16 protein-coding genes are annotated in these 26,522 nt (G+C 58.0%); 13 read left to right on the top strand and 3 right to left on the bottom strand.

Translation table 11 applies throughout. The features are described from left to right. Positions 1-6: 6 nt before the first annotated feature. The 8 genes from FEM03_RS01755 to FEM03_RS01720 all read left to right on the top strand — a co-directional run bounded on the left by FEM03_RS01755 (position 7) and on the right by FEM03_RS01720 (position 16,866). Positions 7-1,161, top strand: coding sequence for a type III polyketide synthase (locus FEM03_RS01755; protein ID WP_138084446.1), 1,155 nt, complete (start codon positions 7-9; stop codon positions 1,159-1,161). Continuing rightward, positions 1,158-2,381 (top strand): FAD-dependent oxidoreductase, encoded by a 1,224-nt coding sequence (locus tag FEM03_RS01750; RefSeq protein ID WP_138084445.1) that lies wholly within the window; start codon positions 1,158-1,160, stop codon positions 2,379-2,381. The genes FEM03_RS01755 and FEM03_RS01750 overlap by 4 nt, the downstream gene beginning before the upstream one ends. Positions 2,382-2,568: 187 nt before the next feature. Then, positions 2,569-3,033: a flavodoxin domain-containing protein gene (locus FEM03_RS24235; protein WP_166442541.1), complete on the top strand. Its 465-nt coding sequence runs from the start codon at positions 2,569-2,571 to the stop codon at positions 3,031-3,033. Positions 3,034-3,068: 35 nt separating this feature from the next. Further along, a complete protein-coding gene (locus tag FEM03_RS01740; RefSeq protein ID WP_138084443.1) occupies positions 3,069-4,076 on the top strand; it encodes a ChuX/HutX family heme-like substrate-binding protein in 1,008 nt (335 codons plus the stop codon). A 99-nt stretch (positions 4,077-4,175) separates the two neighbouring features. Continuing rightward, positions 4,176-4,685, top strand: coding sequence for a hypothetical protein (locus FEM03_RS01735; protein WP_206170793.1), 510 nt, complete (start codon positions 4,176-4,178; stop codon positions 4,683-4,685). A 420-nt stretch (positions 4,686-5,105) separates the two neighbouring features. Next, the gene (locus FEM03_RS01730; protein ID WP_138084441.1) at positions 5,106-8,528 is read left to right on the top strand and encodes a hypothetical protein; all 3,423 of its coding nucleotides are present in this window, start codon (positions 5,106-5,108) and stop codon (positions 8,526-8,528) included. 29 nt (positions 8,529-8,557) lie between these two features. Next, entirely contained in the window at positions 8,558-12,958 is a 4,401-nt protein-coding gene (locus FEM03_RS01725; RefSeq protein WP_138084440.1) for a hypothetical protein, read from the top strand. Positions 12,959-12,963: 5 nt separating this feature from the next. Continuing rightward, positions 12,964-16,866 carry a tetratricopeptide repeat protein gene (locus FEM03_RS01720; protein WP_138084439.1) on the top strand — a complete coding sequence of 1,301 codons (3,903 nt, stop codon included), beginning with the start codon at positions 12,964-12,966 and terminating at the stop codon, positions 16,864-16,866. A 46-nt stretch (positions 16,867-16,912) separates the two neighbouring features. Here the strand turns inward: FEM03_RS01720 and FEM03_RS01715 are convergent, their stop codons facing one another. Continuing rightward, positions 16,913-17,938 carry a YncE family protein gene (locus FEM03_RS01715; protein WP_240772639.1) on the bottom strand — a complete coding sequence of 342 codons (1,026 nt, stop codon included), beginning with the start codon at positions 17,936-17,938 and terminating at the stop codon, positions 16,913-16,915. Positions 17,939-18,112: 174 nt separating this feature from the next. On the opposite strand from FEM03_RS01715, the gene FEM03_RS01710 reads away from it, so the two are divergent. The 5 genes from FEM03_RS01710 (at position 18,113) to FEM03_RS01690 (ending at position 24,742) form a co-directional block, all read left to right on the top strand. Then, the gene (locus FEM03_RS01710) at positions 18,113-20,440 is read left to right on the top strand and encodes an FdhF/YdeP family oxidoreductase (protein ID WP_138084437.1); all 2,328 of its coding nucleotides are present in this window, start codon (positions 18,113-18,115) and stop codon (positions 20,438-20,440) included. Between the two features lie 234 nt (positions 20,441-20,674). Then, the gene (locus FEM03_RS01705; protein ID WP_138084436.1) at positions 20,675-21,193 is read left to right on the top strand and encodes a hypothetical protein; all 519 of its coding nucleotides are present in this window, start codon (positions 20,675-20,677) and stop codon (positions 21,191-21,193) included. A 37-nt stretch (positions 21,194-21,230) separates the two neighbouring features. Continuing rightward, entirely contained in the window at positions 21,231-22,478 is a 1,248-nt protein-coding gene (locus FEM03_RS01700; RefSeq protein WP_138084435.1) for an argininosuccinate synthase, read from the top strand. Positions 22,479-22,711: 233 nt separating this feature from the next. Further along, positions 22,712-23,035 (top strand): DUF485 domain-containing protein, encoded by a 324-nt coding sequence (locus tag FEM03_RS01695; protein ID WP_138084434.1) that lies wholly within the window; start codon positions 22,712-22,714, stop codon positions 23,033-23,035. Between the two features lie 126 nt (positions 23,036-23,161). Further along, positions 23,162-24,742: a solute symporter family protein gene (locus tag FEM03_RS01690; protein WP_343162102.1), complete on the top strand. Its 1,581-nt coding sequence runs from the start codon at positions 23,162-23,164 to the stop codon at positions 24,740-24,742. 10 nt (positions 24,743-24,752) lie between these two features. Here the strand turns inward: FEM03_RS01690 and FEM03_RS01685 are convergent, their stop codons facing one another. Together FEM03_RS01685 and FEM03_RS01680 are read right to left on the bottom strand one after the other, a co-directional pair. Then, entirely contained in the window at positions 24,753-25,793 is a 1,041-nt protein-coding gene (locus tag FEM03_RS01685) for a heparan-alpha-glucosaminide N-acetyltransferase domain-containing protein (protein ID WP_166442540.1), read from the bottom strand. Positions 25,794-25,915: 122 nt separating this feature from the next. Next, positions 25,916-26,512, bottom strand: a complete 597-nt coding sequence (locus tag FEM03_RS01680) for a polysaccharide biosynthesis/export family protein (RefSeq protein WP_138084431.1) — start codon at positions 26,510-26,512, stop codon at positions 25,916-25,918. Positions 26,513-26,522 lie beyond the last annotated feature (10 nt).

The following is a 26,522-nucleotide window of genomic DNA, read 5'->3' as shown; positions in this document are numbered from 1 at the left end:
AACCCCATGCCTGCATTCATCCACCACCTCTCCACCCTCACACCGACTTGCAAATATCGGCAGGATTTTGTTCGCGACCGCATGAAGTCATGGGCTGGCGATGAAAAGACGCGCCGCATGATCCACGCCGTCTACAACCGTTCCGGCATCGACACCCGTTACAGCGTGCTTGACGATTTCCGCAGCGAAACCGGCGGCACTCTCTTCCAAAACGATTCTCAGGGCATCCCCTTCGCGCCTGGCACCGCCGAGCGCAATGCGGTCTTTGCCACCGAAGCCCGCTCCATGTCGGTCGAGCTGGCACGCAAAATCCTCCTTGAAAGCGACTTCGCGCCCGAAGAAATTACCCACTTGGTCTTCGCATCGTGCACCGGCTTTGCGAATCCCGGACCCGACTTCCACATCATTCGCGAACTCGGATTATCTGACCGTGTCGAGCGTTACACTGTCGGCTTCATGGGCTGCTACGCCGCGTTCCCCGCCCTGCGCATGGCCGCCCAATTTTGCGAGGCCAATCCGGATGCCGTGGTGATGGTCATGTGCCTGGAGCTCTGCACCTTGCACATGCAACTCGATGCCCAGCCTGACAATCTTCTGGCAAACTCCCTCTTCGCCGACGGTGCCGCCGCCGCCATCGTCAGTGCCCGCGAACCCGATGCCCACCAACCCGCCTTCAGGCTCAATGGCTTTCGTTCCTGCATTGTCCCCAACAGCGAAACCCACATGGCCTGGGAAATCGGCAATCATGGCTTCAACATCGTCCTCAGCAGTTATGTTCCCGACATCCTTGGGACCCAACTTGAACCCGTGTTGCAAACCATGCTTCTTGAGTGTGGCATTGAGCTCTCCGCCATCAATGAGTGGGCCGTGCACCCCGGAGGTCGCGCGATTCTCGACAAGGTGTCCCACTCGCTCGCCCTTCCCGAAGACGCGCTGGACATCCCACGTGCCATCCTGCGCGATTACGGCAACATGAGCAGCGCGACTGTCCTCTTCGTCCTCAAAGCCATGCTGGAAAACGCCAAAACTCCCGAGGCAAAGGTTTGCGCCCTCGCCTTTGGTCCCGGCCTCACGGTCGAATCCGCCGTGCTTGAACGCTGCGGCGGACCCACCATCAGCGAGGCAATCGAAACGGTCCCCGATGAACTGGTCATCGCATGAAGGCGCCCCACTGCGAAGCCATCATTGTCGGTGCCGGACCCGTCGGTTTGCTGCTGGCCTGTTTGCTTGGTCAACGAGGCATCCGCACTCTTCTTCTGGAAAAGCGCACTGAACCCATCATCCATTCTCATGCCATCGGCATCACCCCGCCATCGCTGCACATCCTGGAAAAACTCGATCTTGCCAAATCGTTCATCGATCAAGGCGTCAAGGTCGTCGACTGCATCATTCACGGCGAACACCGTCGGTTGGGCTGCATGAGTTTTCGCGACATCCCCGACGATTACCGTTTCATTCTCTCCCTGCCTCAATCCGAAACGATCCGTTTGCTCAAAGCAAAACTCACCTCTTATCCTTCCGTCTCCGCACTGAGCGGAATGGAGATCACCCACGTAGCGCAAGACTCCAATCACTGCGAAATTCGCTATCTCGACGCTCATCACGGAACCACGCACTCCGTCACCACCGACTACCTCTGCGCCAGCGACGGCAGCCGCAGCCGCGTTCGCGACATCCTAAAAATCCCCACCGAGGGAAAATCGTATCGCTGCCATTTTGTCATGGGCGACTTCATCGACCGCAGCGATCTCGGCGCTGAAGCCCACCTCTATTTCACCTCGCGCGGCTCCATCGAATCCTTCCCCCTGCCCAACAGTCAGCGTCGCTGGATCGTGCAAACTCCCGAGCGCCTCGATTCCGCACCTGCTGGATTGATCAGCGAAATCGTGCAGCAACGCACCGGACTCATCGTTCCCGCGTCTGATCAACAAAACCAAAACATCTTCACCCCACGCCGGCTCAATTGCGTGCGCTACCATGAGGGCCGCGTCCTGCTGCTTGGCGATGCCGCGCATGTCATGAGCCCCATCGGCGGTCAGGGCATGAACACCGGCTTTGCCGATGCCGAATTCCTTGCTGACGCCCTCGACTCCATCCTGCGCCGTCACGCTGCTCACGAACCGCTGTTCAACGCCTACAATCGCTATCGCCGCCGCGCCGCTTCCATTGCCATCGCCCGCGCCGGACGCGGCATGTGGCTCGGCACCTGGCAGGGCAAACCCGCCAGCGCTCTGCGCGACTTGCTTCTCGATCGCCTCTTCCTCAACGGCCCGTTCTCCAAAGCCATGGCCCCCTACTTTGCCATGCTCACCATTCCATTCAACACCCTCGACCGCGTCCCTCTTCCTCCACTTCGACTGCCTTCATCCACAACGACATGACCCGCATGGAGCCGCCCACCATAACCACCGAAGGAGCCGGATTTACCCATGCGCTACAGCGTTCATGGGCTTAAAAAACCTGCTTGATAGACAGTCTGGAAGAAAATCCATGGCTCTATTGAGAATGAGTTGCAAAGTTTGCGCGATCTCGTATGGACTCTGTGATCCTTTGCGTTTAATTCAAACTATGAGCCAATCTTTACTCATCCTTTTCGGAAGCGTCACCGGCAATGCAGAATACTGTGCAGACAAAGCTGGCAAACTGGCGCGTGCACGTGGTTTCACCCCTTCCCTGGTCAGCATGGCGGAGACGGATGCGAGCGTTCTTGCAGAACATGACATCGCCTTGATCATCACCAGCACCTACGGCGACGGCGAACCACCCGACGGCGCGGAAGCGCTCTATGAAGAAGTGGTCGTTGAAGGTGGCAAAGATTTTTCCCATTTGAAGTTCTCGGTGCTGGCACTGGGCGACACTTCCTATGAGCAGTTTTGCAAGTGCGGTCACGATTACGATGCCGCCTTGGAAAAAGCCGGGGCCAAGCGTTTCTACCCCTTGGTGGAATGCGACACCGACTACGACACCCCATGTGATGAGTGGATCGCCGGTGTTTTCGCCGCCCTCGCGGAAGATCAGGCCGTTCCTGCCTGATCGCTCCCTCAGCTCCACCTCCCATCTTCTTTCTTATGGATTCCAGTCCACCGCGGGTGGCCTATAGTTTCGACGCGGGCACGTTCGACCTACGCAAGTCGTGTCCGGGCCTCTGGCTGATGGGCGAATCCTCCCAATCCACCATGGTGCGTCTGGACACGCGCTGGGAATTGATGCTTGGAGGACTGCGTGAGCTTGGCGCGGTGTTGGCAAGTGTCCGATCGGGCCCGTTGAACCTCGCCACCGTCTGGCCACGGGTGGATTTCCAGCGCATTCCTGGCACTTACGAACTCGTGGAGCTGCATTCCGGAACGGAACTCCGCAGCGGCATGCTGGGTTCGGCCATGGCCGTGGTGGATGAGATCGATGGCCAGCAAATGGCCAGTCTGCAATTTTCCACCCGCGATGGAACCGGCTGTCTAAAAATCATGATCACCGAGGACAGCGATCTGGACGCCTTCGAACAACTGGTGCGAACGCATGCAGTGGCGACCGCTTGGGGAACGCCGACCCCTGTCGAATCGTCCGACCCCACGGAGGCTCCCCTGCCCGACTGGAAGCAGGTTAAACCGCTGTGGGAAGGATTGGCACGCACCCGCCCAGGCCGATATTTCCCTGGCCTGGCAATGGTGCCCCGATTGTCCGGCTTGAAAGCGGCAGCAGGCTCGTTTGCCTGGCAGTTGCAACCCCAGGTGGATCGCCTGTTGCTGGAGCAAATGACGGCGCGGCGTGGCTGGATGGAATTCGCCGTGCGCAATCGTGCCGTGTTCATGCCCGCCAACTGCACCCTCAGCCGGGCAAGCTTTTGCGGGTGCGGCCTGACATTTTTTAGTCCGCAAACCCAACTGACCATGCGCTGTGGCGACGGCGGCGCTTGGTCAACCTGGGTGGTTTGCCTGCCCACACCGGAAGGCGAACGATGGAATATTGAAGCCTACGACGAGCGTGGCGAATTGTGCATCAGCATCGGCTTGAGCGACACCGCAAGCGACGCAGAAGAGACTTTTTGGAGGTCGCAGCTGTTGGAAGGCCGACTTGCTTAGAATGAGTCGCAAGATAATTTGATAAAACCGCTTGCGACGGGCGTATTTTGAAAGGAGTTGTAGTGATACTGAGACATCGTCTCACAAATGATTGAATAAGTGACTGACCTGCAAATGCAAACGGCCCCTTCCATTTCTGCCAGCGAAAACACCCGCGCCACGACTGCTGCCAACGCGACGGTGGGCGTAAATCATCCGCATTTCCTTGGGCTGGCGCATCTGCGCTCCCTTTTGACGCATGAAGAAGTGGCCGCTTCCTCCGTGCGCACGGACGCCGTGCTCGACATGATTTCAGTCTTGTTGCAGGGCGGTCCTGCGCGGCAAGCCGTTCAGGCTTTCTGCACCGTTCGCGAAACCTGCCAACCGGTTTGTTATTTGGCTCTCTTTCGTCTGCGTCGCTGGCTGGAAGATCAGGCAGAAATCCGCGTCAACCACGGTGGCTGGCAGTCTCTGGAACTGACCTTCACCAACTATCGTCGTTTGGTGCAAAATTACCGCCGCGAAGCCTGGGAATGGAGTGACGGCAGCGTCCCCGTTCAAGACCTCGAAGTGCGCTTTTCCTGGAAACTTCCCGTTCCAGCGAGAACGGGTGCGATGGTCTCGAATTAAGGCGAGATCGTGGTTTGGCTGATACGGTCGGACGTTTGTTTCCCGACTTGGCAACATAGATTGATCAAGCTCGGATTGGTCTCACTTTGAACCACTTAGGTGCCTTGAGCCTGGATTGGGAAAATTGGAGGCTTGATATTGGGTGCGGGATTTTACAAGATTCTTACGATTCTTGCGTGGTGCTCGCCAACCGTTGCTGGTTTTATGAGCCAGTCGCTTGGCAACGGTATCTTCCCCACGTTTATGATGCGCACGATCTTTGCACCAATAGTTGGTATTGCAGTTTTTACAGCCGGAATGGTGGCCCAGGATTTGGCTGGCCCTCCGATTCCTGTCCCGGCTCCGGTTCCTGTTCTTGTTCCGGCTCCGGCGATTGAAGCTTTACCGGGGCCGGTGCGGGAAAGAGAACGAACGATTTACGTGCCTTATGAAGACTTGGAGAAGGTGTTCAATGATGGCGGCAAAGGGGTGTTTCTGCCCTACAAGGAGTTTCTTGAGTTGTGGGGAGAGCTGAATTTGAAACGTGTGACGGAAGAGGTGAAGCCGCCGCAGGATGGGGTGGTATCGCGAGCGGAATACCGGGCCAGGAGGGATGGCGAGACCTTGGTGATTGATGCGGTCGTGACGGTAGAGTCCTTCAAAAAGGGGTGGCTGAGTTTACCGCTGACCCGTGGAAACACGCCGATGGGGTTGGCAGAGGCGGATACGGGCGAGGCGATTCTGAAGGCGGGAGCCGAAGGTTATGACGTGCTGTTGCCAGACAAAGGTCGCTATGAGTTAAAGCTGAAAATGTATGCTGCGGTCAAACGCGTGGCAGGGAAGCAGGGGGTGACCCTGGTGTTGCCAAAGGCAACGGTGAGCCGTTTTGACATGCTGGTGCCGGGCAATGGATGGGCGTTTGAGGTGAATCCGGCGGCGGCTTATACCGCCCGTGAAGAGGGAGCGGATACCCAGCTGGCGTTTTTTGTCGGAAGTGGGGGCAAGTTTGACATCCATTGGCAAAAGCGGGATGCGGAAACGGCATTGGCACCGTTGATTCTGGTGTCGAATCAGATCAAGGCGGAGGTGCAGGCGGGTTCCTTGGTGACAAAATCGGAGCTGGACCTGCGAATTCTGCGGGCGGCGGTTCCGAACGTGGTGTTAACGGTTCCTGCCGGGCAACAGGTAATGAGTGTGGCCGGGGCCGGATTGAAGGATTGGAATTTGGAGACCGCGGGCGAAGGTCAGCGTCTGACGTTGACGCCGAATGAGCCGGTGAAGGATGCGTGGAAAATCAATTTGGTCTTGGAAGCAGCACTGCCCAATCTGCCTGGGGAACTGGTGGTGCCGGAGATCGGGGTGGAGGGGGCGGCGCAGCAGCGGGGTGAGATCGGCGTGCTGGCGGAAGGGCATCTGGATGTAACGCCAAAGGCGGCTGAGGGGATGGTGCAGCAGACACAAACCGGCGGGGAGGAATCCGCTTTGACAGCGGTGGGAGGTTACCGGTTTTTGAAACTTCCGGCGAAGCTGACATTGAGCGTGGCGGAGGCGAAGGCTCAGGTGGATGTGGACAGTGTGACACTGCTGACGGTGAACAGGGAGTCAATGAAGTTGGAGTCGAGGTTTCAGTATGCAATCCGTCGGGTGGGGATTTTCGAGTCACGGATGAATTTGCCTTCGGGCTGGTCAGGCTGGGAGGTGATGGGGATGAAGGCGGATCGCTGGGCGGTGGAGGGATCGACCTTGGTGGTAAAATTCGACAAGCAGATGCTGGGAGAAGTGGCGTTTACATTGCGGGCGCAGGCGGTGAGAGGAGGAGCGACAGAGGAGGTGGCGGTGCCGGTATTGGTGCCGCTGGAGGTGACACGACACGATGCAAAGGTGGGCGTGGCAGTGCAGACGAGTTTGGAGGTGAGCACGAAGTTGTTGGGAGATTTGCGGCAGGATGATGTGTCGTCTCTGGACATCGCCGCGCCGCGGTCAATGAACGGAGATCCATTCGGGGGACCACCTGGGCTCATCCCATCACCACAAAAAGTCGAAGCTTCGGGTTTGTCGGTATCCACGGGGACGGAATTGACGCTGGCGTTTCGATATCGGGATGAAATAAAGACGGCAGGGACATTGGGTTTCAAGGCGCGGGAACCGCAGGTGAATGTGGAGGTGCTCACGTTGGTGGAGGCGCGGGAGCAGTCGCTGAGACATTCGTGGACACTGGCATTTGATGTGGCTTATGCGGGCACAGACCGGTTTGTGCTGGCGGTGCCCAAGTCGGTGGAGGGGGACATTCGTTTTGTGGATCCGGGCGTGAAGGAGATTGATAAGAATTATCAGGCGTCTGAAGCCATGAAGAAGGAGTTGCCAGGCGCGGAGGGGTTTGCGTTTTGGGAGGTGATCTTGAGGAGCGAACGCATGAATCAATTTTCGTTGTCGTTGAGCGTTGAGAAACCCCTGCCGGCTGAATCGGGCAAGGCGCTGGAGTTCCTCGCGGTGCATGTGCCGGGGTCGTTTCAGGAGACGGCGCAGGTGGCGGTGGTGAAGGAGGATGCGTTGGAGATTCGCGATTATAAAGTGGAAAATTTGGAGGAGATTGATCCAGCGGAGTTGCATCGGCAGATCAGCAGGCCGGGGGTTTTGCTGGCGTTCAAGTCCAGATCACAGGCGGTGAAGCTGGCGCTGGAGGTGACGCGCAATGCTTACATTGCGGTGCCGCAGGCGGTGGTGACGCACGCGATTCTGACGAGTGCGGTGGCGACGGATGGGGCGCAGACGACGGAGATGATTTATTGGGTGCGGAACAATGCGCAGCAGTTTCTTGCGGTGGAACTGCCGAAAGGGGCGCGATTGGTGAGTGATGTATTTGTCGATGGAACGACGCAGCAGCCGATGAAGCGTGAGGGGTCGGATGATCTGCTCGTGAGGCTGCCGGCGGGTGCGGGGTCAACGAGCCGCAGTTTGCCGGTGCGGCTGGTCTATGAGATGCCCAGTGTGAAGCCGGGGGAGAAAATGGGGATGTCGGGGACGTTCACGATTCTGCCTCCTAAGCTGGCGAATGTGGGGGTGGTGATGGAGTCGCATGCGCAGTTGTTTTTGCCGGAGCGTCAGGATTACACGGGGTTTGAAAGTGCCATGACGCAGAGTTTGCGGGATCGTGGATGGGGCCGGGTGCGGCGGGTGCTGGATTCATTGATTCCGAGTTTTGGTCCGCAGCTGATTCAGCCATCGGATGCCTGGCAACCGGCTCCGGCGATTTCTGAGCAACAGAAAGCGGCATTTGATTTCAGGGTTCCGACGCAGGGGCAGGATTTCAAATTGCATCGGTTGGGAGCACCGGATGCCATTGAGGTGGGATTTCGCTCAAGGAAGCTGTCGTATTTTTATGAGGGCGTGATGTTCCTGGTGGTGTTGCTAAGTGGGGTGGCCTTGATCAAGTCGCCGTTGCAGCGCAAGGTCGTGTTCGTTTGCGTGGGGGGAGTGGTGGCGGTCTTGCTGACGGGAATGGTGGGGGCGGCGAATGGCGCGGTGGTGCAGGCGGGTTTGTTGGGGCTGCTGGCGGTGACAGGGTTATGGCTGGCGCTGGGGGTGCCGGTGATGTTCAGGGCGCTGGCGGGAAGTGGAATGGCTGCGGTGGTGGTTACGGGTGGGTTTTTGTTTTTGGGCCTGGCGTGGATGATTGCTCTTGCATCAAGGGAGCCGAGTTTGGTGGGGATCGTTGGGGTGTTGACGCTGCTGATGGGGGGACTGGCATTTCTGTGGCTACTCGTTCGGTGGTCGCGATCAAGTCGAACGCAAGCTGCTGGGGTGGTGGTGGCTTCGGCACCCATGGTGGAGTCGAAGGAGGAAGCGTCCAAGGAAGTGAAGTGACGTGACGGGGTTTTTAGCGGGGTTTTGTTATGAAGACTTTGACGAGAATCAGTTTGTTGGCTGGGGCGGGTTGGCTGGCGCTGGCGGGAGGGCTGTGGGCGGAGGAGGGGGCGGTCGCGAAGAAGCCGGAGCGGCGTGAGGTGTGGGTGCCGTCGGAGGATTTGGAAACCGTTTTGAAGGCGCATCCGAATGCGGTGCTGCTGGATCGGGAGTCTTATGAACGGCTGGTTCGTGATGCGGGAGTGGTGAGTGAGGAGGAGGAAGAAAAACCACCGGTGGATGCGGTGCTGGAGTCAGTGAAGATGAAAGCGGCTCCGACGGCAGGGGCGGAGAGTTTGGCGCTTGAGGTGGAGTTGACGGTGAGTGCTTTGAAGGAGGGCTGGTCGAGTGTGGTTTTGCCGGGTTGGCCGGATTCGGTTTTGTTGCAGTCGTTTGGTGGGGTGGGCGCAACGATGGCGGCAAAGGACGGGGGGGAGCGGGTGGTCGCGGTGCGGGGGAGGGGCAGGCATGTGGTGCAGATGGTGATGGTGTTGCCGGTGGAGAGGAAACTTGGATTTCCGGTGGTGGAGGTGCCGTTTTTTGGCAATCCTGGTTCATTGCTGGTAGCGCCGGGAGAAGGGGTGGATTTGTGGAACGAGATTGTGACGGAGTTGGATGGCACGAAGCGGGTGGTGCCGGGTGAACAGGGACGCGGCGAGAATTCGACAATCCTGTTGAAGTGGCGGGAGGGCAAATTGACCGAGGCAGATGAAGAGAAGGTGGTGACAAGAAGCTTGGCGGTGGCGGAGGTGAGCACGACGGAGGTGGTGACCAAGGTGCAGACAGTTTTCCTCATGAATGCGTGGTCGCCGGCTGACATGCTGGTGTTTGATCTGCCTGATCCGGAGGCTCAGGTGTTGCAGGTTCGTGCCTCGGGAAGCTCGGAGATTGTGTGGGTGCAGAAGGGCGGTGTCGTGGAAGTGCGGAAAGTGGGCGGATCGAAGCTTTATGGTTTAGATTTCGTATTGAGTAAATCGCTGCCGGTTGGAGTGGGTGGGCGTGCAGATTTTGCGATGGATGTGCCGAGATTGCGAGGGGCGGGTCAGAGTTGGTTCAGGTTGATGCTGGTGCTGCAAGAGGGGGTGGAGAGTTCGGGTTGGGATGAAGAAGATGGAGAATTGTTTGTGCCGACTGAGCATGATCGAGCGATGGCTGCAGCGAAGCCGGCGGTGATGGCGGAGCCGACGGTGATGGGGATAAGATTTGCAGTGATGCCGGAGAAAGTGATGGCGAAGGTGCGGAGGTTGGGGGACCGGTTTTCGGTGGATGCGGATTTGCTGGCGAAGCTGGGTCAGCATGAGGTGGCGTTGACAAGAACATTGACGTTTCATGGCGAGGAAGGCGGGGTGGGAAGAACGTTGCTGACGTTGCCGATAGGGGAAAAGTTCATTGGAATGGAGACGGCGTGTGAACTGAAGCCGCAGTGGAAACGGGTGGGGCAAGTGGGCATTGAGATCATGTGGCCGAAGGCTCTGACGCGGGGTGCAAAGACGGTTTACACTTTGCGGACGCGGCCGGAATTACCAAATTTGGCGGGCGGTTCGGCAGTGTTGGAATTGGGGAATGTGGAGGTGAAGGAGGCGTCGCGAGTGGCGGGGTATGTGGCGGTGGATTTTGATGAAGGGTGGCGCGTGTCGCCGCTGAAGACGACGGGATTGGAGGAACGCGATGGGCGGACGACACCGGTGCGGGGGAAGATGGCGTGGTTCACTTTGCGGGAGTTTGGCCTGGAGCTTTCAATGGCCCGGCATGAGCCGTTGTTGGATGCGATGGTGACGGCTTATGCATTGCCGAGGGCGCGGGTGGTGGAGATTGAGGGTCAGGTAAGGGTGGCGGTTTCGCGTGCGCCATTGCGTGTGGTGGAGGTGAAGTTTCCCGAGGCGGTGTCGGGTTTGGTGAGGTGGGATTCTCCATTGATTGGTGAGCGGCGGTTGGATGCGAAGAGCGGGGTTTGGACGCTGACACTAAGAAAGGAATTGCTGGGGGCGGAGAATTTGCGGTTCCATGTGAGCTTGCCGGCGGTGGAGTCGGGGGATGGGGAGGCGAAGGTTTTAAAGGCGGCGCTGCCAAGGATGGCGATGCCGAAGGCCCGGCGGTTTGCGGGGAGTTGGGTGATTGAGGCAAACACGGATACGGAGCTGGCGTTTGAGACGAAGGGTTTGCAGCCGATGGATGCGTTGCGGGCACCGACGGTTGAGGGGTATTCGGCGCGACACCGGGTGCTGGCAGTTTATGGATTTGGAGCGTCAGAGCATGAGCTGAAGTTGACGGCGACGAGGCATGAGAGCACGCGGTTGACGAGTGCGGTGGTGACACGGTTGGAGCTGCAAAGCGTCGTGGGACTTGATGGGGGGGCGCGGCATCAGGCGGTGATGCGGGTGAAACACAGCGGGGATCAATTCTTCGCCATGCGTCTGCCTGATCGGGCGGCTTTGTTGAGTGCGATGGTGGATTTGCAGCCGGTGAAGCCGATCTCGGCGGGTGAAGGCGAGGTGCGGTTGCCGTTGTCGGGTAGAGGGGATGGATCCGGAGTTGTGATCAAGGTGATCTACCAGACGCAGAGCGGCGTGTGGGCGAGTCGAGGAAAGCAGGCATTCAGGCCGCCGGTGTTTGATGCGGTTGTGCCGGTGTTGAAGACATCATGGCAGGTGCATGCGCCAGAGGGTTTTAGTTATCGGGAGCCTCGGACGAGTTTGTCCTTGGTGAGGGGCGGGGAGGAAGCGCGGAGTTTGTGGAATGGTTGGGCGAGCAAGTCGGTGGATTTTGTCGCGGGGGGAGGTGCGGTCAAGCAAACGGATATGGAGTCGCTCAGGGTGCTGGAGCTTACCGACAGAATGCCGGTGCATCGGGTGGAAAACGAAATTGATCGTGGGGCGGAGTCGAAATTACGGCAGTTGCTGTTTCCGTCGGTGCAGTTCAAGGATGCCAGCCTGGAGGAGGCACTGGAGTTTTTGCGGATCAAGAGCCGGGATTTTGATGCCGAGGAGCGAGATCCCGCGAAAAAAGGATTGCGGGTGATTGAGTCCGATTCGGTCAAGGGGAAGGGCGGCAAAATCACCTTGGATTTGAGGGAGGTTCCGATGGATGAAGCATTGAGGTATGTGACCGAGTTGGCTGGTGTAGGATTTGAGATCGAGGGGGGCATGGTGGTGGTGAAGACGTTGGAGGAGATTGAGGGCAGGTTGAGAACAGCAGAGTGGCATGGGGTGCCGTCGACGGGGGTGTTTGCCGGGATCCAAGGGGCGCAAGCAATCGATGTATTGAAGGGTTTGGGCTTTGCTTTTAACGAAGGGGCGACGGCGGAATATGAACCCAGGTCGGGGCGGTTGACGATGACGAACCGGAAGGCGGAGTTGGATGGTGTGCAGCAATGGCTGTATCAATGGGATTCAGCGCTGCGGGTGCAGGAGGAGGCCAAATTCAAAGAGGAGGATGCGGGGATTGCCTACGGGAGCACGATTGATGATTCCTCCTATTATTCGAGCAAGATGAAGAACATCATTTTGCCGGAGTTGAAGTTGAGCGGGGTGCCGATGGATAAGGCGATTGAGGTGCTGAGGGTAAAGAGTCGTGAGCATGACTCGGAGGAGCGTGATCCGGCGCGGAAGGGCGTGAATTTTGTGCTGCGACTGAATGGGGTGCCATCGACGGCGACGATAAGTCTGGAATTGAAGGATGTGCCTTTGGATGAGGCGTTGCGGTATGTGACGGAGTTGGCGAATATGAAATATCGAGTGGAAAAGTTTGCGGTGGTGGTGGTGCCGTTGTCGGAAGTGGGCGAAGAGATGTATTCAAAAGTGTTTACGGTGGCACCGGATTTCCTAGGTGCCGATGCCAATGCCGAGGATGTGCTGAAGCGTGGGGGCATTACTTTTCCCGAAGGCGCGTCGGCAGTTTTTTCGCCGTCGACATCGCAATTGATGGTAAGAAATACCCAGCCGAATGTGGATGCAGTGGATGCTTATGTGGGGGCGCTGCGAATGGTGACGATGGTCGCTCCAGTGGAAAAAGCAGGTTTGCTGCCGGTGGAGCTGGATCTGCCGGTGGCGGGTCGGAGGTTTGAGTTTGAGGGGGCGATGAAACCTGAGGTGCTGGAGTTTTCTTATGTGTCGTGGAGGAGACAGATGGTCGGGGCTTGTTTGTGGATGGTGGTGGGAGCCGGAGCGTTTTGGGCGCTGGGTCGCAGGTCGCCTTGGGCGATGACTTTGGCGGCGGTGATATTGTTGACTTGCGTGCCGCTGCTGTTGTCGGTGTCGTGGTGGGCGGTGTTGAATGCGGTGCTGGCAGGTTGGCTGGTGGCGGGATTGGTGCGGTTTTTGTGGGGGCTGGCGTGGTGGGTCGAGGGGCTGGTGCTGATGAATTTGAATGAGCCTGCTGCTGTGAAGGAGTAACGTGTATGAAGAGTTTTGCCTGGCTGTTGGTGATGGCTCCCTTGGGGTCAATGGCGGCGGATGTTCGAGATCCGGCGGCGCATACGGTGGTGGTGCCTTATGAGGTGGGGGAAAAGTTTGATGAGTCGAAGGCACAGCGGTTTTATGTGGATTATGCGGATTTCCAAAGGTTGTGGGAGCTGGCGAAGGAGAGCCGGCGTCCGGCATCGGTGAAGGAAGATGAAGCGGAGTCGAAAGCAGCACCTGAGGCGGTGGTGAAGGGGATTTTGTATGACGCACAGATCACAGCGCAAGGGCTTGAGATGGTGGCGCGAATGGAGGTGCTGACGCGCGGGGCTCCGTGGGCGAAGCTGGAATTGGGCAACCTTAGGGCCGCGGCAACGATCAAGCAGGATGAGGTGGATGTGGCGGCGGCGGCGGCGGTTTTCATGGTGGATGGCGTGCCCGCGGTGATGACGGAGGATGGGGCTGCGGTGTTGATTGAGAAGGCGGGTGAGCACGTGGTGGAGTGGCGTTTTACGGTGCCGCTTTTGGAGGGTTGGGAGGAGGTGAGGTTGTTGTTGCCGGAAGTTCCAGCGACGATGATCCGGGTGAAGTCTGGATCAGGCGAAGGGGTGCCGCGACTGGATGTTCCGGTCATTGGTTCCAGGGGAACAGTGGTGAGAGACGAGACGGGGTCGAGCGTGTCGGCAGCGATGGGGTCGGCGAACAGGGTGAGAGTGATCCGGCAGCCGTTGGCACAGGTGGTGGGGTCGGAGGTGGCACCTGCGCAAGCGAAGGCTGAGAACATGGTGTGGGTGTTTCCTGGGATGGAGCGGGTGACTTCGAGCGTGGAATTTGATTTTGAGGGGACGGAACGGCGTCAGGTGGCGGTGGAACTGGCCGGGGATTTGCAGGTGGAGCTTGTGGAGTCGGTGCCACCGGGGGTGACGACGTTGCGCAAGGAAGGGGAGCGGCAGTGGGTCGAGGTGGATTTTCCTCAGGCGGTGACAAATTGGGCGAAGGTATTGGTAAGCGCCTCGCGTGAAGTGGCGGATCTGGGGATGAGAACCGTCCCGAAGGCGACCGGGGTGGCGGCACGGCAGACGGGCGAATGGAGCATGGTGGGGTCGGAGAAGAGAATGGTGAAACCAGGAGCCAATTTGGGAATGGAGCGGGTGGAGTCGGCGAAGGGGGGCCGTGATGACGCGGGAACATTCCGCTGGAGGGATGAACAGCTGCCGCAGTATGAGGTGTTGCTGCCGGTGGATCGGAGCAAGGCGCAGATGGAGGTGGTTTATCAGCTGAGTGCACAGAAGGCGGAGATGATGGCAGCGATGACGTTGTCGCCGGGTGGGGCGAAGTTGAGTGCGGTGAAGGTGCGGGTGCCGCCCGGGTATGAGGTGCAGGCAGTATCGGGCGCGAGGATCATTTCGTGGCATCGGTCCGAGGGTGGGCTTGAAGTGTTGTTGGATGATGCGGTGGAGTCAGAGGCACGGCTTTTGGTTCATGTGGCGAAGTCGGTATCGGAAGCGGCTGCGGAGTGGAAACTTGAGGCGCTGGTGCCGGTGGGTTTTGCCAAGGTGGAAACGACGGCATTGATTGCGGCCCATGTGGCCGACGAGGTGAAGCTGAGTTTTGAAAAGTCGGCAGAGCTTCGTGAGGTGGATGTCACATCGGTGAAGTCGGCGCTGGAGGTGGTGGAGCCACTGGTGGTGAAACATGCATTGGTGAGCGAGCGGTCAGATTGGTCGGGCTCGGTGATGTTGACTCGGCAGGCGGCGAAGTTTGTGGCGGATGCGGTGTTGCTGGCCAGGGCGGGTGAGCAGGGTTTGGAATTGAGGCAGCGGATTGGAGTGGAGGTGGAGCAGGGAGCACTGGCGGAGGTGGTGGTGCGTTTGCCGGAGCAGTTGCCGGAGGCGCGTGTGGCGGGAACGGGGGTGCGGGATGTGCAGACGCGAATTGAGGCGGGAATGCGGGTTTATGAGGTGAGGTTGCAGAGGGAGTTTCTGCAGCGTGTGGATTTTGAAATGGAGATGGAGCTGCCACTAAATGGCGAGGTGGCGGTGCCAGTGGTGCAGGTGGAGGGGGCGCGGCAGGTGCGGCGCTTTCTGGTCGTGGACAATGCGGGGACGCGGGAGATGCGCTTGGATGAAGGCGGGGCGGTGTCGACGGCGGCTGGTTCGTTGCCGTTTGCGCCAGGGGATTTGTCGAGACCGCAGGATTTTCGTCTGGCCGCAGGGAATGGGCCGAGAGTGAGTTTTACTCAGTTGGAAAGCACGGCGGGGAATGCGGCGATCATCACACTGGCGGAGATAACCAGTGCCTTGCGGTCAAATGGGGATCGCTGGGATACCGTGGTGTATTCGTTGTCAAATCGCTCGTTGCAATTCCTGCCGGTGAAGCTGGCAGAGGGGGCAGAGCTGGTGGAGGTGAGTGTGGGTGAGCAGGCGGTGCGGGCAGACCGTTCATCGAAGGATGCCGGGGTGTATCTGGTGCCATTGATTCAAATGCGGGCGGGCGAATCGAGTCAGCAGGTGCGGCTGGTTTACCGTTTGCCAGGGAAAGGAGGGGATCGGCCCGGAAAAGGTTTGAGGTTGGATGATCCTCAGTTGGTGGGATTGTCAGCGGAGCGCACCCTGTGGAATGTGTGGGTGCCGCCGGGGTTTGAGCCAAAACGATTTGATGGAAACATGGATGAGATCGGCGAGGAAGGTCAGGCGCTGGAGAAACAGCAAAGTTTGCTTTCTGAGGTCTCGCGCTTTAACCGGGTGATGAAGTCCGATGAGATGGGGGAAATGGACAAGAAGATGGCGCTGAGCAATGCGCAGAAGGCGATTGCGAAGTTGATGGAGTATGGAGAGGTGGTGTCGTCGAGGGGTGCTTATGAAAGCAAGCCGAGGGAGAGGAAGGGGGTTGAGTCGAAGGTGGAGCAACTTCGTGGTGCAGTGCAGCAGCAGTTGGGGGAGCAGCAGGCGATTTTGACGGAGAACAGGATCTCGGTGGAAAATCTGAATTTCAGAATGGATCAGGTGAAAAGTGCGACGCGGGAGGGCAAGGATTCGGAGTGGAAGGACAATCGGGGGGCGTCTGCAGCAGCGAAGCCCATGGAGCCAGAGATGGGAGTTGCGGTGAATGACACCACGCGGTTGAAAGAGGATTTTTTGGCGAAGCCGGAGCCCGTGGAGCCGAACAAGAAGTCGAAGGGGCAGAAGCCAGCACCTGCGCAGCAGCAGATGCAGGTGCAGGCATCAAACAACGCACGTGCAACGGCAAAGCCGGTGACGGAATTGGACTCAGCACATCAGGGCAAAATCGCAGAGCTGACCAAGTCGCTAAAATTGGGGTATTCTTATGCGAATCTTGGCGATTTTGACAATGCGGAAAAGGCGTTTACAGAGGCGTTGAAAGTGGATCCGTTGAATGGCGCGGCACGTCGGGGACTTGAGCAGATTGAATCGAAACGAGCAGGGTTCTTTGATACAGCGAGGAGCAATCAGCGAGCTGCCATGTTGAATGATGTGAACAAAGCTTGGGAGGAGCAGCTATCGGGTGGCGGGGTCGTGGCTGCGACACCGATGGATCCATTCAGTGCTCCGGCAGCACCCGCAGCACCAGCACCAGCGCCAATGGATCCCCAGATGGTGGCAGATGCGATGGATGATAAACCGGCCGTGGGGGAGATGGTGATGGCATTGCCACCGAGTTCGCAATTAAAGCCGGTGGGTCGGGTTTCGCTGCGGATTGAGGTTCCGCTGGAGGGTAAAGTTTATCACTTCAGCAAGCTGAAGGATCACGCCCTACTGGAGCTGGATGTGGTGGAGCCGTGGGAAGAATGGCGCTGGTTCGGGCTGTGGGGAACCTTGCTTGGAGTGAGTGTGCTCGGGGGAATGGAATGGAGAAGGAGACGTGGAACTGTTGAAAAGTGAGGTTTTGCCGATGTGACTTCGGCAAAACTGACTTTCAATGAACAGCTTATTGCGCGGGGGCCCAGGCGAGGCCGTCGGCGGTTTTGCCGGCTTGGATGAGCGTGTCGACTTTAAACGTTTCGAGGTCGATGACGGCGACTTGGGCGCTGCGATCACAGGAGACATACGCCTTTTTGCCGTCGGGACGGACGATGACGGCTTGCGGGGAACGGGGGACGGAGACGGTTTTGGTGAGCTCCATCTTTTCAAGGTCGATGAGGCCGACGCGATCGCCGCTGATGAGGGAAAGGACGAGGGATTTGCCGTCGGGAGTGGGGGCGGCGCCGTAGCCGAAATCGCCGAGGTCGATGCGTTTGACGATTTCCAGCGTTGTGGCGTCGATGACGACCAGTTGGGGCATGGTTTGGTCGGAGGTGAAGATGAACTTGTCGTCGTTGCTGACGGCGATGCGCTGACAGATTTTGGAGATCGGGATGATTTTGATGAGTTCGTTTTTCTCGAGGTCAAGCACGGAGACGGTGCCGGGTCCGACATTGGAGGTGTAACCGCGTTTGCCGTCGTTGCTGATGATGAGCATGTGGGACTGATCTTGACCGGTGGTGATGCTGCCTTTCACCTTGAAGGTTTTGCCATCAACGATGGTGATGGAGTTTTCGTTTTCGGTGGTGACATAGAGGTCGCCGGTGATGGGGTGGATGATGGGGCAGTGGGGACGAAGGCCTCGACCAAGGTCGATGGTGTGGACGATTTTCTTCTGGGCGAGGTCGATGACCTGGATGTGCTGTCCGTCGGTGCCGGGTTTGCCGACGCCGGAGTCGCCGAAGATGGGGACAAAGGCGAGTTTGCCGTCTTTGCTGGCGATGACTTCGTGGCCGGTGATACCTTCTTCGGGAATGGCGACGATTTCCTTGTTGGTCTCGGAGTCAATAAGCGAGAGGGTTTGATCGCCTTTGTTGGTGCAAAGGATGAGCCCTTTGCTGAGATCAGCGGCTTGGGAGAGACTGAAGCTCAAGCTAAAACTGGCGATGACCGCGAGAGTGGCGGCCCGACGAAGGAGGGAGGATGATTGCATGGAAGTATGGGAGCAAGAGAACGGGGGCTGGGCGGCGACGCTTTCAACAAAGTAGAAGGTCCGTCCCGGGCCTTGCTCCATCATTCGAAAGGCCCGGGACGGACCTTCTACTGTTGGATTAGAGTTGATGAACATTGCCTGATCAGGGGAAATCTGCGAGAATATGGGCTCGCCATGCCTTCCAAAGTCCAAACTCCTGAAGATAGTAAGAAGTCACTTCCTGCCGCCCAGCCGCCGGAGGAATTGACCGGAATTCACCTGGGGCATCCATCGCATGCAGCGGCTGGTCTGCCGGCGGTGCTGTCTTCGATGAATCACGTGATGGGTCAGGCGGGGTTGTTGCGGGGCACCCAGGCGATGTTGACGATCAACCAGAAGGACGGGTTTGACTGCCCTTCCTGCGCCTGGCCGGATCCGGATGATCATCGAGCGAAGACGGAGTTTTGTGAAAACGGAGCGAAAGCGATCGCGGCTGAGGCGACCACGCGGCGGGCGACGCCGGCATTTTTCAAGCAGCACACGGTCGCGGAACTGGCTGCGGAGTCGGATTACTGGCTGGAGCAGCAGGGGCGTTTGGTGGAACCGATGTTGTTGGAAGCGGGGGCGGATCGGTATCGGGCGATTGACTGGGATGAGGCGTTCCAGATTGTGGCGGAGGAGTTGAACGCGTTGCCGAAGGTAGATGATGCGATTTTTTATACGAGCGGTCGGGCGAGCAATGAGGCGGCGTTTGTGTATCAGCTTTTTGTGCGTCAGTTCGGGACGAACAACCTGCCGGATTGTTCGAACATGTGTCACGAATCGAGTGGTGCTGCGCTGAAGGCGAATGTGGGGATTGGCAAGGGGAGCGTGACGTTGCGGGACATTGAGACGGCGGAGACGATCATTGTGGCGGGGCAGAATCCGGGGACGAATCATCCTCGCATGTTGAGCAGTTTGCAGATGGCGGTGCGGCATGGGGCGAAGGTGATTGCGGTGAATCCGTTGAAGGAGCCGGGCTTGCTGGGGTTCAAACATCCGCAGGAGGTGTCGGGGATGCTGGGCATCAGCACGCCGTTGAGCAGTCAGTATCTGCAGGTGAAGCTGAATGGGGACATGGCGCTGTTTCGCGGGATCGCCAAGGCCTTGCTGGAGCTCGAGGACGAACGGTCGGAAACGGTGCTGGATCGCAAGTTTTTGGAGGAGAAGACGGCGGGTAGTGCGGCCTATTTGGAAGCGGTGAGGGCCACGACCTGGGAGCAGATTGAGGAGTATTCGGGGATCGAGCGCGCGGAGATCATCAAGCTCGCGGAGCAGTCGGCTTCACGGGAAAAAAAGCTGATCACTTGTTGGGCAATGGGGCTGACACAGCATAAGAATGCGGTGGCATCGATCCAGGAAATCGCGCATGTGCATTTGCTGTTGGGCGCGGTGGGTCGGCCTGGAGCGGGATTGTGTCCGGTGCGTGGTCACAGCAACGTGCAAGGGGATCGCACGATGGGGATTTTCGAGAAGATGGCGGATTCCTTCCACGACAAGCTGGATGAGGTTTTCCAATTCAAATCGCCGCGCAAACATGGTTATGATGTGGTGGCGGCGATCAAGGCGATGCATGCCGAAGCGGGCAAGGTGTTCATTGCGCTGGGCGGCAACTTTCTTTCGGCCACGCCGGACACGGAGTTCACGGCGACGGCTTTGCGGCAGTGCCGGTTGACGGTGCACATCGCGACGAAGCTGAACCGGAGTCACCTGATTCATGGTCGGCGCGCATTGATTTTGCCGTGTCTGGGTCGGACTGAGGTCGATGTGCAGCGTGGCACGGAACAGTTTGTGACCGTGGAGGATTCAATGGGCGTGGTGCACAAGAGTCAGGGGGCGTTGAAGCCGGCGGGCAATCAGTTGCGCAGTGAGACAGCGATTGTGTGTGGAATGGCGGCGGCGACTCTGGCGGGCAGGAGTGCGGTGCCGTGGCTCGAATGGGCGGCGAATTATGATCTGGTGCGCGACAAAATTGAGGCGGTGATTCCAGGGTTTGAAGATTTTAACCAGCGGGTGCGCGTGTCAGGCGGGTTTTATTTGCCGAACTGCGCGCGTGAAGGTTGGTTTGACACGCCATCGGGCAAGGCGGAGTTTTTTGCCAATCCGTTGACGGTGCATCAATCAGCACCGGGGCGCTTGCTGCTGCAGACGTTGCGCAGTCATGACCAGTTCAACACGACGATTTACGGATTGAACGACCGGTATCGCGGTATCGGCAATGAACGGCGCGTCGTTTTCCTGAATCCTGAAGACATGCGTGAGCGTGGCATTGGTCCGGTGAAACCGGTGAACATCGTGGGGCATTGGAAAGGCGAGGAGCGCCGGGCAAATGGGTTCCTGGCGATTCCGTATGACACTCCGCGGGGGACGGCGGCGGCTTATTTTCCCGAGGCAAATGTGCTGGTGCCGATTGACAGCATCGCTGACGAAAGCCTGACTCCGACGTCGAAAGCGGTGGAGATCAGTTTGGAGCTGGTGGAGTGATTTGGGGGTAAACCACGAATGGACACGAACAAACACGAATGTTCTGAGGTGGGACTTATCGGCGATTTAAGAGATCAGGAATTCGTGTGAATTGGTGTCCATTCGTGGTTTCTATTTCTTCAACCACAGATGGACACAGATAAACACAGATCTTGGGTTTTGAAATCGGGAGGGCTGGCATTAGCGGTGGGGATTGGTTGGTGGATTTGGTCTTCCATGCAGGAACGGTCACCGATGGACCCGATCCAAACGAAGTTAGCGAACGCTTTTCCCCGTGTCGAACTTCGTGGCTGGAAGCTGGAACGGCTAGCGCGGTTCAAAATCCAGGCGCGGGTCTTGGGGACGAAGAGCTATGCCAATTCTGAAACCGCACTGCTGGCTCCGCTTGATCTGGCGCTGGGCTGGGGGGTGATGGCGGATGATGCTGTGTTGGGACGGCTCGAAATCACGCAGAGTGATCGGTTTTATCACTGGAAATGGTGGGGGGCTGCGCCGTTGCCGGAGGAAGAGTTGATCCGACATTCAACCAACGCCCATATCATCCCGGCCAATGAAAAAATCGCCAAGCAATTGGAGCAGGTGAAGGTGGGAGATTGGGTCGAACTGGAAGGGGCGCTGGTCGAGGCAACGCATCCAACCGCTGACAAACCTTGGCGCAGTTCACTGGTGCGCGATGATCGCGGTGAGGGGGCTTGTGAGATCATTCTGGTGGAATCGTTTCAGCATATTTCTGGACGTTCGGGCAAACTGTGATTCCTTCGCGGTTCACCCTTTCTGTTTTCCCATCATCATGGCCAAGAAAAAAATTGTTCTCGCATACTCCGGCGGTCTCGACACATCCGTGTTGCTGTCCTGGATCAAGGAAACCTATGACGCGGATGTGATCGCTTTTTGCGCGAACATCGGTCAGGACGACGAGCTGAAGGGCCTGGACAAAAAGGCCAAGTCAACAGGTGCGGCGGGATTGTATATTGATGATTTGCAGGACGAGTTCGCCAAGGATTTCATTTATCCGATGCTCCAAGCGGGCGCGATTTACGAGGGCGAATATTTCCTTGGCACCAGCATTGCGCGTCCCTTGATCGCCAAACGCATGGTGGAGATCGCCCGCAAGGAAGGCGCTTATGCCATCGCCCACGGTGCGACCGGCAAAGGCAATGACCAGGTCCGTTTTGAGCTGACCACGGCGGCTTTGGCTCCGGAGTTGGAGATCATTGCTCCTTGGCGTGACGAACGTTTCCGCACCCAGTTCCCTGGTCGCGCGGAAATGATTGCGTATTGCGAGGAGAAGAAGATCCCAGTGCAGGCGAGTGCGAAAAAACCGTTCAGCATGGACCGCAACCTTTTGCACATCAGTTATGAAGCCGGCATTCTTGAAGATCCTTGGTTCGATGCCGGTGATCTGAAGTATCGCGACTATTTCAACGTGCTTTCCGTATTCCCGGAAGATGCGCCGGACAAACCGCAGATGGTGACGCTGGATTTTGAAAAGGGCAATTGCGTGGGCGTGAATGGCAAGGCGTTGTCGCCTTTGGCGGTCATGCGTCAGTTGAACAAACTTGGCGGCAAGCATGGCGTGGGTCGGGTCGACATGGTGGAAAACCGTTTTGTCGGCATGAAAAGCCGCGGCGTGTATGAAACCCCCGGTGGAGCCATTTTGCAGTTTGCGCACCGGCAGCTGGAAAGTCTCACGATGGACCGCGAAGTGATGCACATCCGCGACGGGTTGATCCCGAAGTATGCGGAACTCGTTTACAACGGTTTCTGGTATGCGCCGGAGCGTCTGGCCATCCAGGCTTTGGTGACGGAGAGCCAGAAGAACGTGACCGGCAGCGTGCGGGTGAAACTTTACAAAGGTGGCATCCACGCGGCGGGCCGCAAGTCGCCACACAGCCTCTACAATCCGCACATTGCCACCATGGAAGCCGACCCAACGAAGGCCTACAACCAGGACGATGCGACCGGGTTCATCCGCCTCAATGGTTTGCGTTTGCGCGTGAATTCTCAGGTGAACGGCGCGGCGAATTTGGGTGAGTAGGGGGGTTGGGGTGCCCACCGTGCATGAGGCGTCCTGACAGGACGCTCTGCTGAACGATTAAAACCCGGCACCTTGTGCCGGGCTGTGATGAGGCGTCCATTCAGGACGCGGTCGAGTGGATGTCGTGGCTGGCCACCCGCAGGGGCCATCGAAGCGCATCCTTGCCAGTTTTTTTTGGATGATTGAACTCCCTGCTTGCCAGTTTGGGCGACTCCTCCTAGCCTCACTCCACCATGCCCGAGAAAAACAACACTGAAACTGCACCGGACTGGGATCGCATTGCTGCGGACCCCGATTTCGCCGCTCTCAAGAGTGCCAAACGCCGTTTCATTATTCCGGCGACGATTTTCTTTTTGGTCTATTACATGGCGCTCCCTGTTCTGGTCGGATTCTGGCCTGAACTGATGAAAACGGAGGTGCTGGGCAAGGTCAATATTGCTTACCTGTTCGCGCTCTCGCAGTTCCTGATGACCTGGATCATCTGCGCCATGTATGTGAAGGCCGCCAAACGTTGGGACATCATGAACGAAGCCCTGCTTGCCAAATTTTTCCGCTAAATCTCTCCTATGTCCTCACTCTTTTCTTTCGACTTCCTCTCTCCTTCCGGCAGCCTTCTCGCGGCGGCCGCTGCTGCGGTTCCGGGCCCATCCCCGCAGGTGACGGGCGGCAGCAACACGGCGCTGATGATGTTCCTGGCCTTTGTGGCAGTGACGTTGGTCATCACTTATTTCAGTGCCAAGAAAGCCACGGGATCAACGGCCTACTTCGCCGCCGGACGCAGCATCAAAGGCTGGCAAAACGGCTTGGCGGTTGCGGGTGACTACATGAGTGCGGCGAGTTTCCTGGGCATTTCGGGAGCGATCTGCATGTTTGGTTACGACGGTTTCATGTATTCGGTGGGTTTCCTGGTTGCCTACTTGACGGTGCTTCTGCTGGTGGCGGAACCTCTGCGCAACGCTGGCAAATACACGATGGCAGATTTGCTGGCCTACCGGCTGAACCAGCGTCCGGTGCGCGCGATGGCGTCTCTTTCCACGCTGACGGTGTCGACCTTTTACATGATCGCCCAGATGATTGGCGCAGGTGGCATTATCAAGGTGTTGATCGGCATTGAGTTCGTTCCGGCGGTGATTGGGGTGGGGGTGTTGATGCTGGTTTATGTGGTGTTTGGCGGCATGCTGGCGACGACCTGGGTGCAGATCATCAAGGCGATCCTGTTGATGGCCGGTGCTTTTGCCTTGAGCTGGATGGTGCTGGCGCGGAGCGACTACAGCTTGACTCAGTTCTTCACCAGCGTGTCGCAGGCGGATTATGCGGGCAGCCGGGAAGCGATCAACCTTCTGACCCCCGGCCTGCAATACGGCGTCACGGCGGCGAATCAGTGGGGCAACTGGGACTTCATCTCCCTGGCGCTCGGCCTCGTTCTGGGCACGGCAGGTTTGCCGCACATCTTGGTGCGCTTCTACACGGTGCCGGATGCGAAAACGGCACGGGTTTCAGTGGTTTGGGCGACCGCGATCATTGGGGTGTTTTATATTCTCACCACTTTCTTTGGCTTTGGAGCGGCGACGATCCTCAGTCTGGATCAACTGCCACTGGCCGCTTCAGGCAAGCCGGACGGTAACATGGTGGCTCCGATTCTTGCGGAGGTATTGGGTGGCGAAATGTTTTTTGCGTTCATCAGCGCAGTGGCATTTGCGACCATTCTGGCCGTCGTTGCAGGGCTGACGATGAGTGCATCGACCTCCTTCGCGCATGATTTTTACACCAACGTGATTCATTCCGGCAAAGAGAAAACGCAGGGTGAAGAGGTTCGCGTCGCACGCATTACCGCCTTTGTGGTGGGAGCGGTTTCGATCTTTTTGGCGATCAAACTGAGATCCTTGAACGTGGCGTTTTTGGTGGGCCTGGCGTTTGCCGTGGCGGCTTCGGCGAACCTGCCGGTGATTTTGTTCAGCGTGTTCTGGAAGCGGTTTAACACCACCGGTGCCGTGATGGGCTTGGTGGTTGGTCTGGCGAGTTCGATCATCTTGATTGTAATCAGCCCGAGTGTGATGGACCCGGTGGCGGGCAAGGCACTGATCACAGGCGACCCGATCTTCCCGCTGAAAAATCCGGGAATCGTAAGTATCCCGCTCGGTTTCCTGGGAGCGATTCTGGGAACCTTGCTGAGCAAACGCGACTTGGTGGCGGAGTCGAAATTCGCTGAACTGAGCGTGCGTGCTGAGACCGGATTGGGTGCCGAAAAGGCCTCTTCCCACTGATGGCAGCGAACTAGGTTGAGGCAGGCATTGGATTGGCGGGACGACACCGATTTTGGCGCTGCTCATTGAGCCAGGCAAAGGCCAGGCAAATGAGCAGCAGCATTACCAACGCCAGGGAGGTGTGCTTCAGGCTGAGCTGATTGGCCCACAACTTGTCTGGTGAACCTCCGGGCAGGGGCAGGGAATGCAGAATCTGCAGATGCAGAACGTAAATGAAAAGGGATTGGCGGCCAATGAGCTGCAGCCAGGAGATCCGGCAAATTTTGCTGGTCGCATGGATGAAAATGGCGAACACCAACACATAACCGAGGCGTTCGAAGAAAAATCCGGGGTGTGTTTGATCGAATGGGCCATGCTGAATTCCGGTTCCGCCGAAAATCATCAGTAGCGCGAGTGGCATCCAGGTTTTCCAGGAGAGCTCCCATCGCCCCATCAGACTCCCGACGGCACAGAAGGCAAACCAGGGGAAGAAAGGAAAGATGGATCCGTTGTTGCGGTTTAACCATGAATCGAGGGGCATCAACCCGGTGCTCCAGCCGTTGGCGGCAGTGGCGGCGAGGATGACGGCGATGGCCAGCAATGCCGTAGCGAGGTCATAACGGGTTCGCATCCACGCGCCGAGCAGAAGCAGGACAAACAGGCTCATGGCGAGGCACTGAAGGATGTTGACGGCAGTCAGACTGGTCCAGCTGGCAATGCCATAGTCCCCAGCCAGCCATGGACTCCAGGGGATTTGAAGGGCGATGCCCAACAGGCAGATCAAGAGCAGACGTAGCAAGCGCTGGCGAGTGAGCAACGGCCGGTTGGTGGCGATGGCCCGACGGATACCCAGGCCTTGTAGGTAACCGGCGATCCACAGGAAGGTGGGAGCGGCCAGGCCGTTGAAGAAATTGAGCCAGCCCATCCATGCCGGGTTTGCGACGGTTGAGGGATCCAAGAACACATTCACACAATGCGTCTCGAGCATGATCAAGACGGCAAAGCCACGCAGCAAGTCGATCCAAATTTCCCTTTTGGTGACGGGTGGAGACGGGAGCGCTGGAGCGGACATGAGGGGATGCGGAAGACAAAGCGTCAGCCTTTTGCACTGCCAATGGCCAATGTCCATCTGCTTTCCACTTGGAGTGGCCCCCTTCTGATTGCGTGCGTGTAGTGGCGGGGAGGTGCCAGGTGCTACTGCGACACATGGATCTTGTCGCCAGACTGCACGGGAAGCGAAGCGTCTGGATTGTCGGCCCGACGCAGATCCAGTTCACGGGTGTTGTTGCCGCGGGAGAGTTTGACGGCTTTCATTTTGGCGAAGTCAGTGGGCCCTGACGCGGAGGTGATGGCGTCGTGAACGCTCATGCCGGCGCGCATGGGGATGGCACCTGGCGTTTTGACTTCGCCGCTGACGTAAACGACCTGGGTGCCTGAACCGCCATCACGACTGGTGCTGATGAGGATGGTCGGGTTGGTGTAAATTTCGGCTGATTTGTAAGCGTTCTCGATGCTCTTCTGCAAGGCGGATGGACGCATGCCAGCGGCACGGACTTCACCCAAATGGGTAAGGTTGATGGTGCCCTGATCGGAAATGTCGTAGGTATAGGAGATCAACGCGGATTCTTCCGACGGCACACCAGAGAGCTTGAGAACGATGCTGTCGCCTGAGCGCAAGGTAGGCTCAGTGCCTTGGGCAGAGGCGAAATTCTGGAGGCTCAAGCCGAGGAGGGCGAGAAGGAAGATCCGTTGGGCCATTCCGAAGAGATTTTTGAAACGTGGGTTCATCATGACAGGCGAG

Source organism: Phragmitibacter flavus, from assembly GCF_005780165.1.
GTDB lineage: Bacteria > Verrucomicrobiota > Verrucomicrobiia > Verrucomicrobiales > Verrucomicrobiaceae > Phragmitibacter > Phragmitibacter flavus.
Note: the sequence above shows the minus strand (reverse complement) of the source record. Positions and strands in the feature narration are given on the sequence as shown.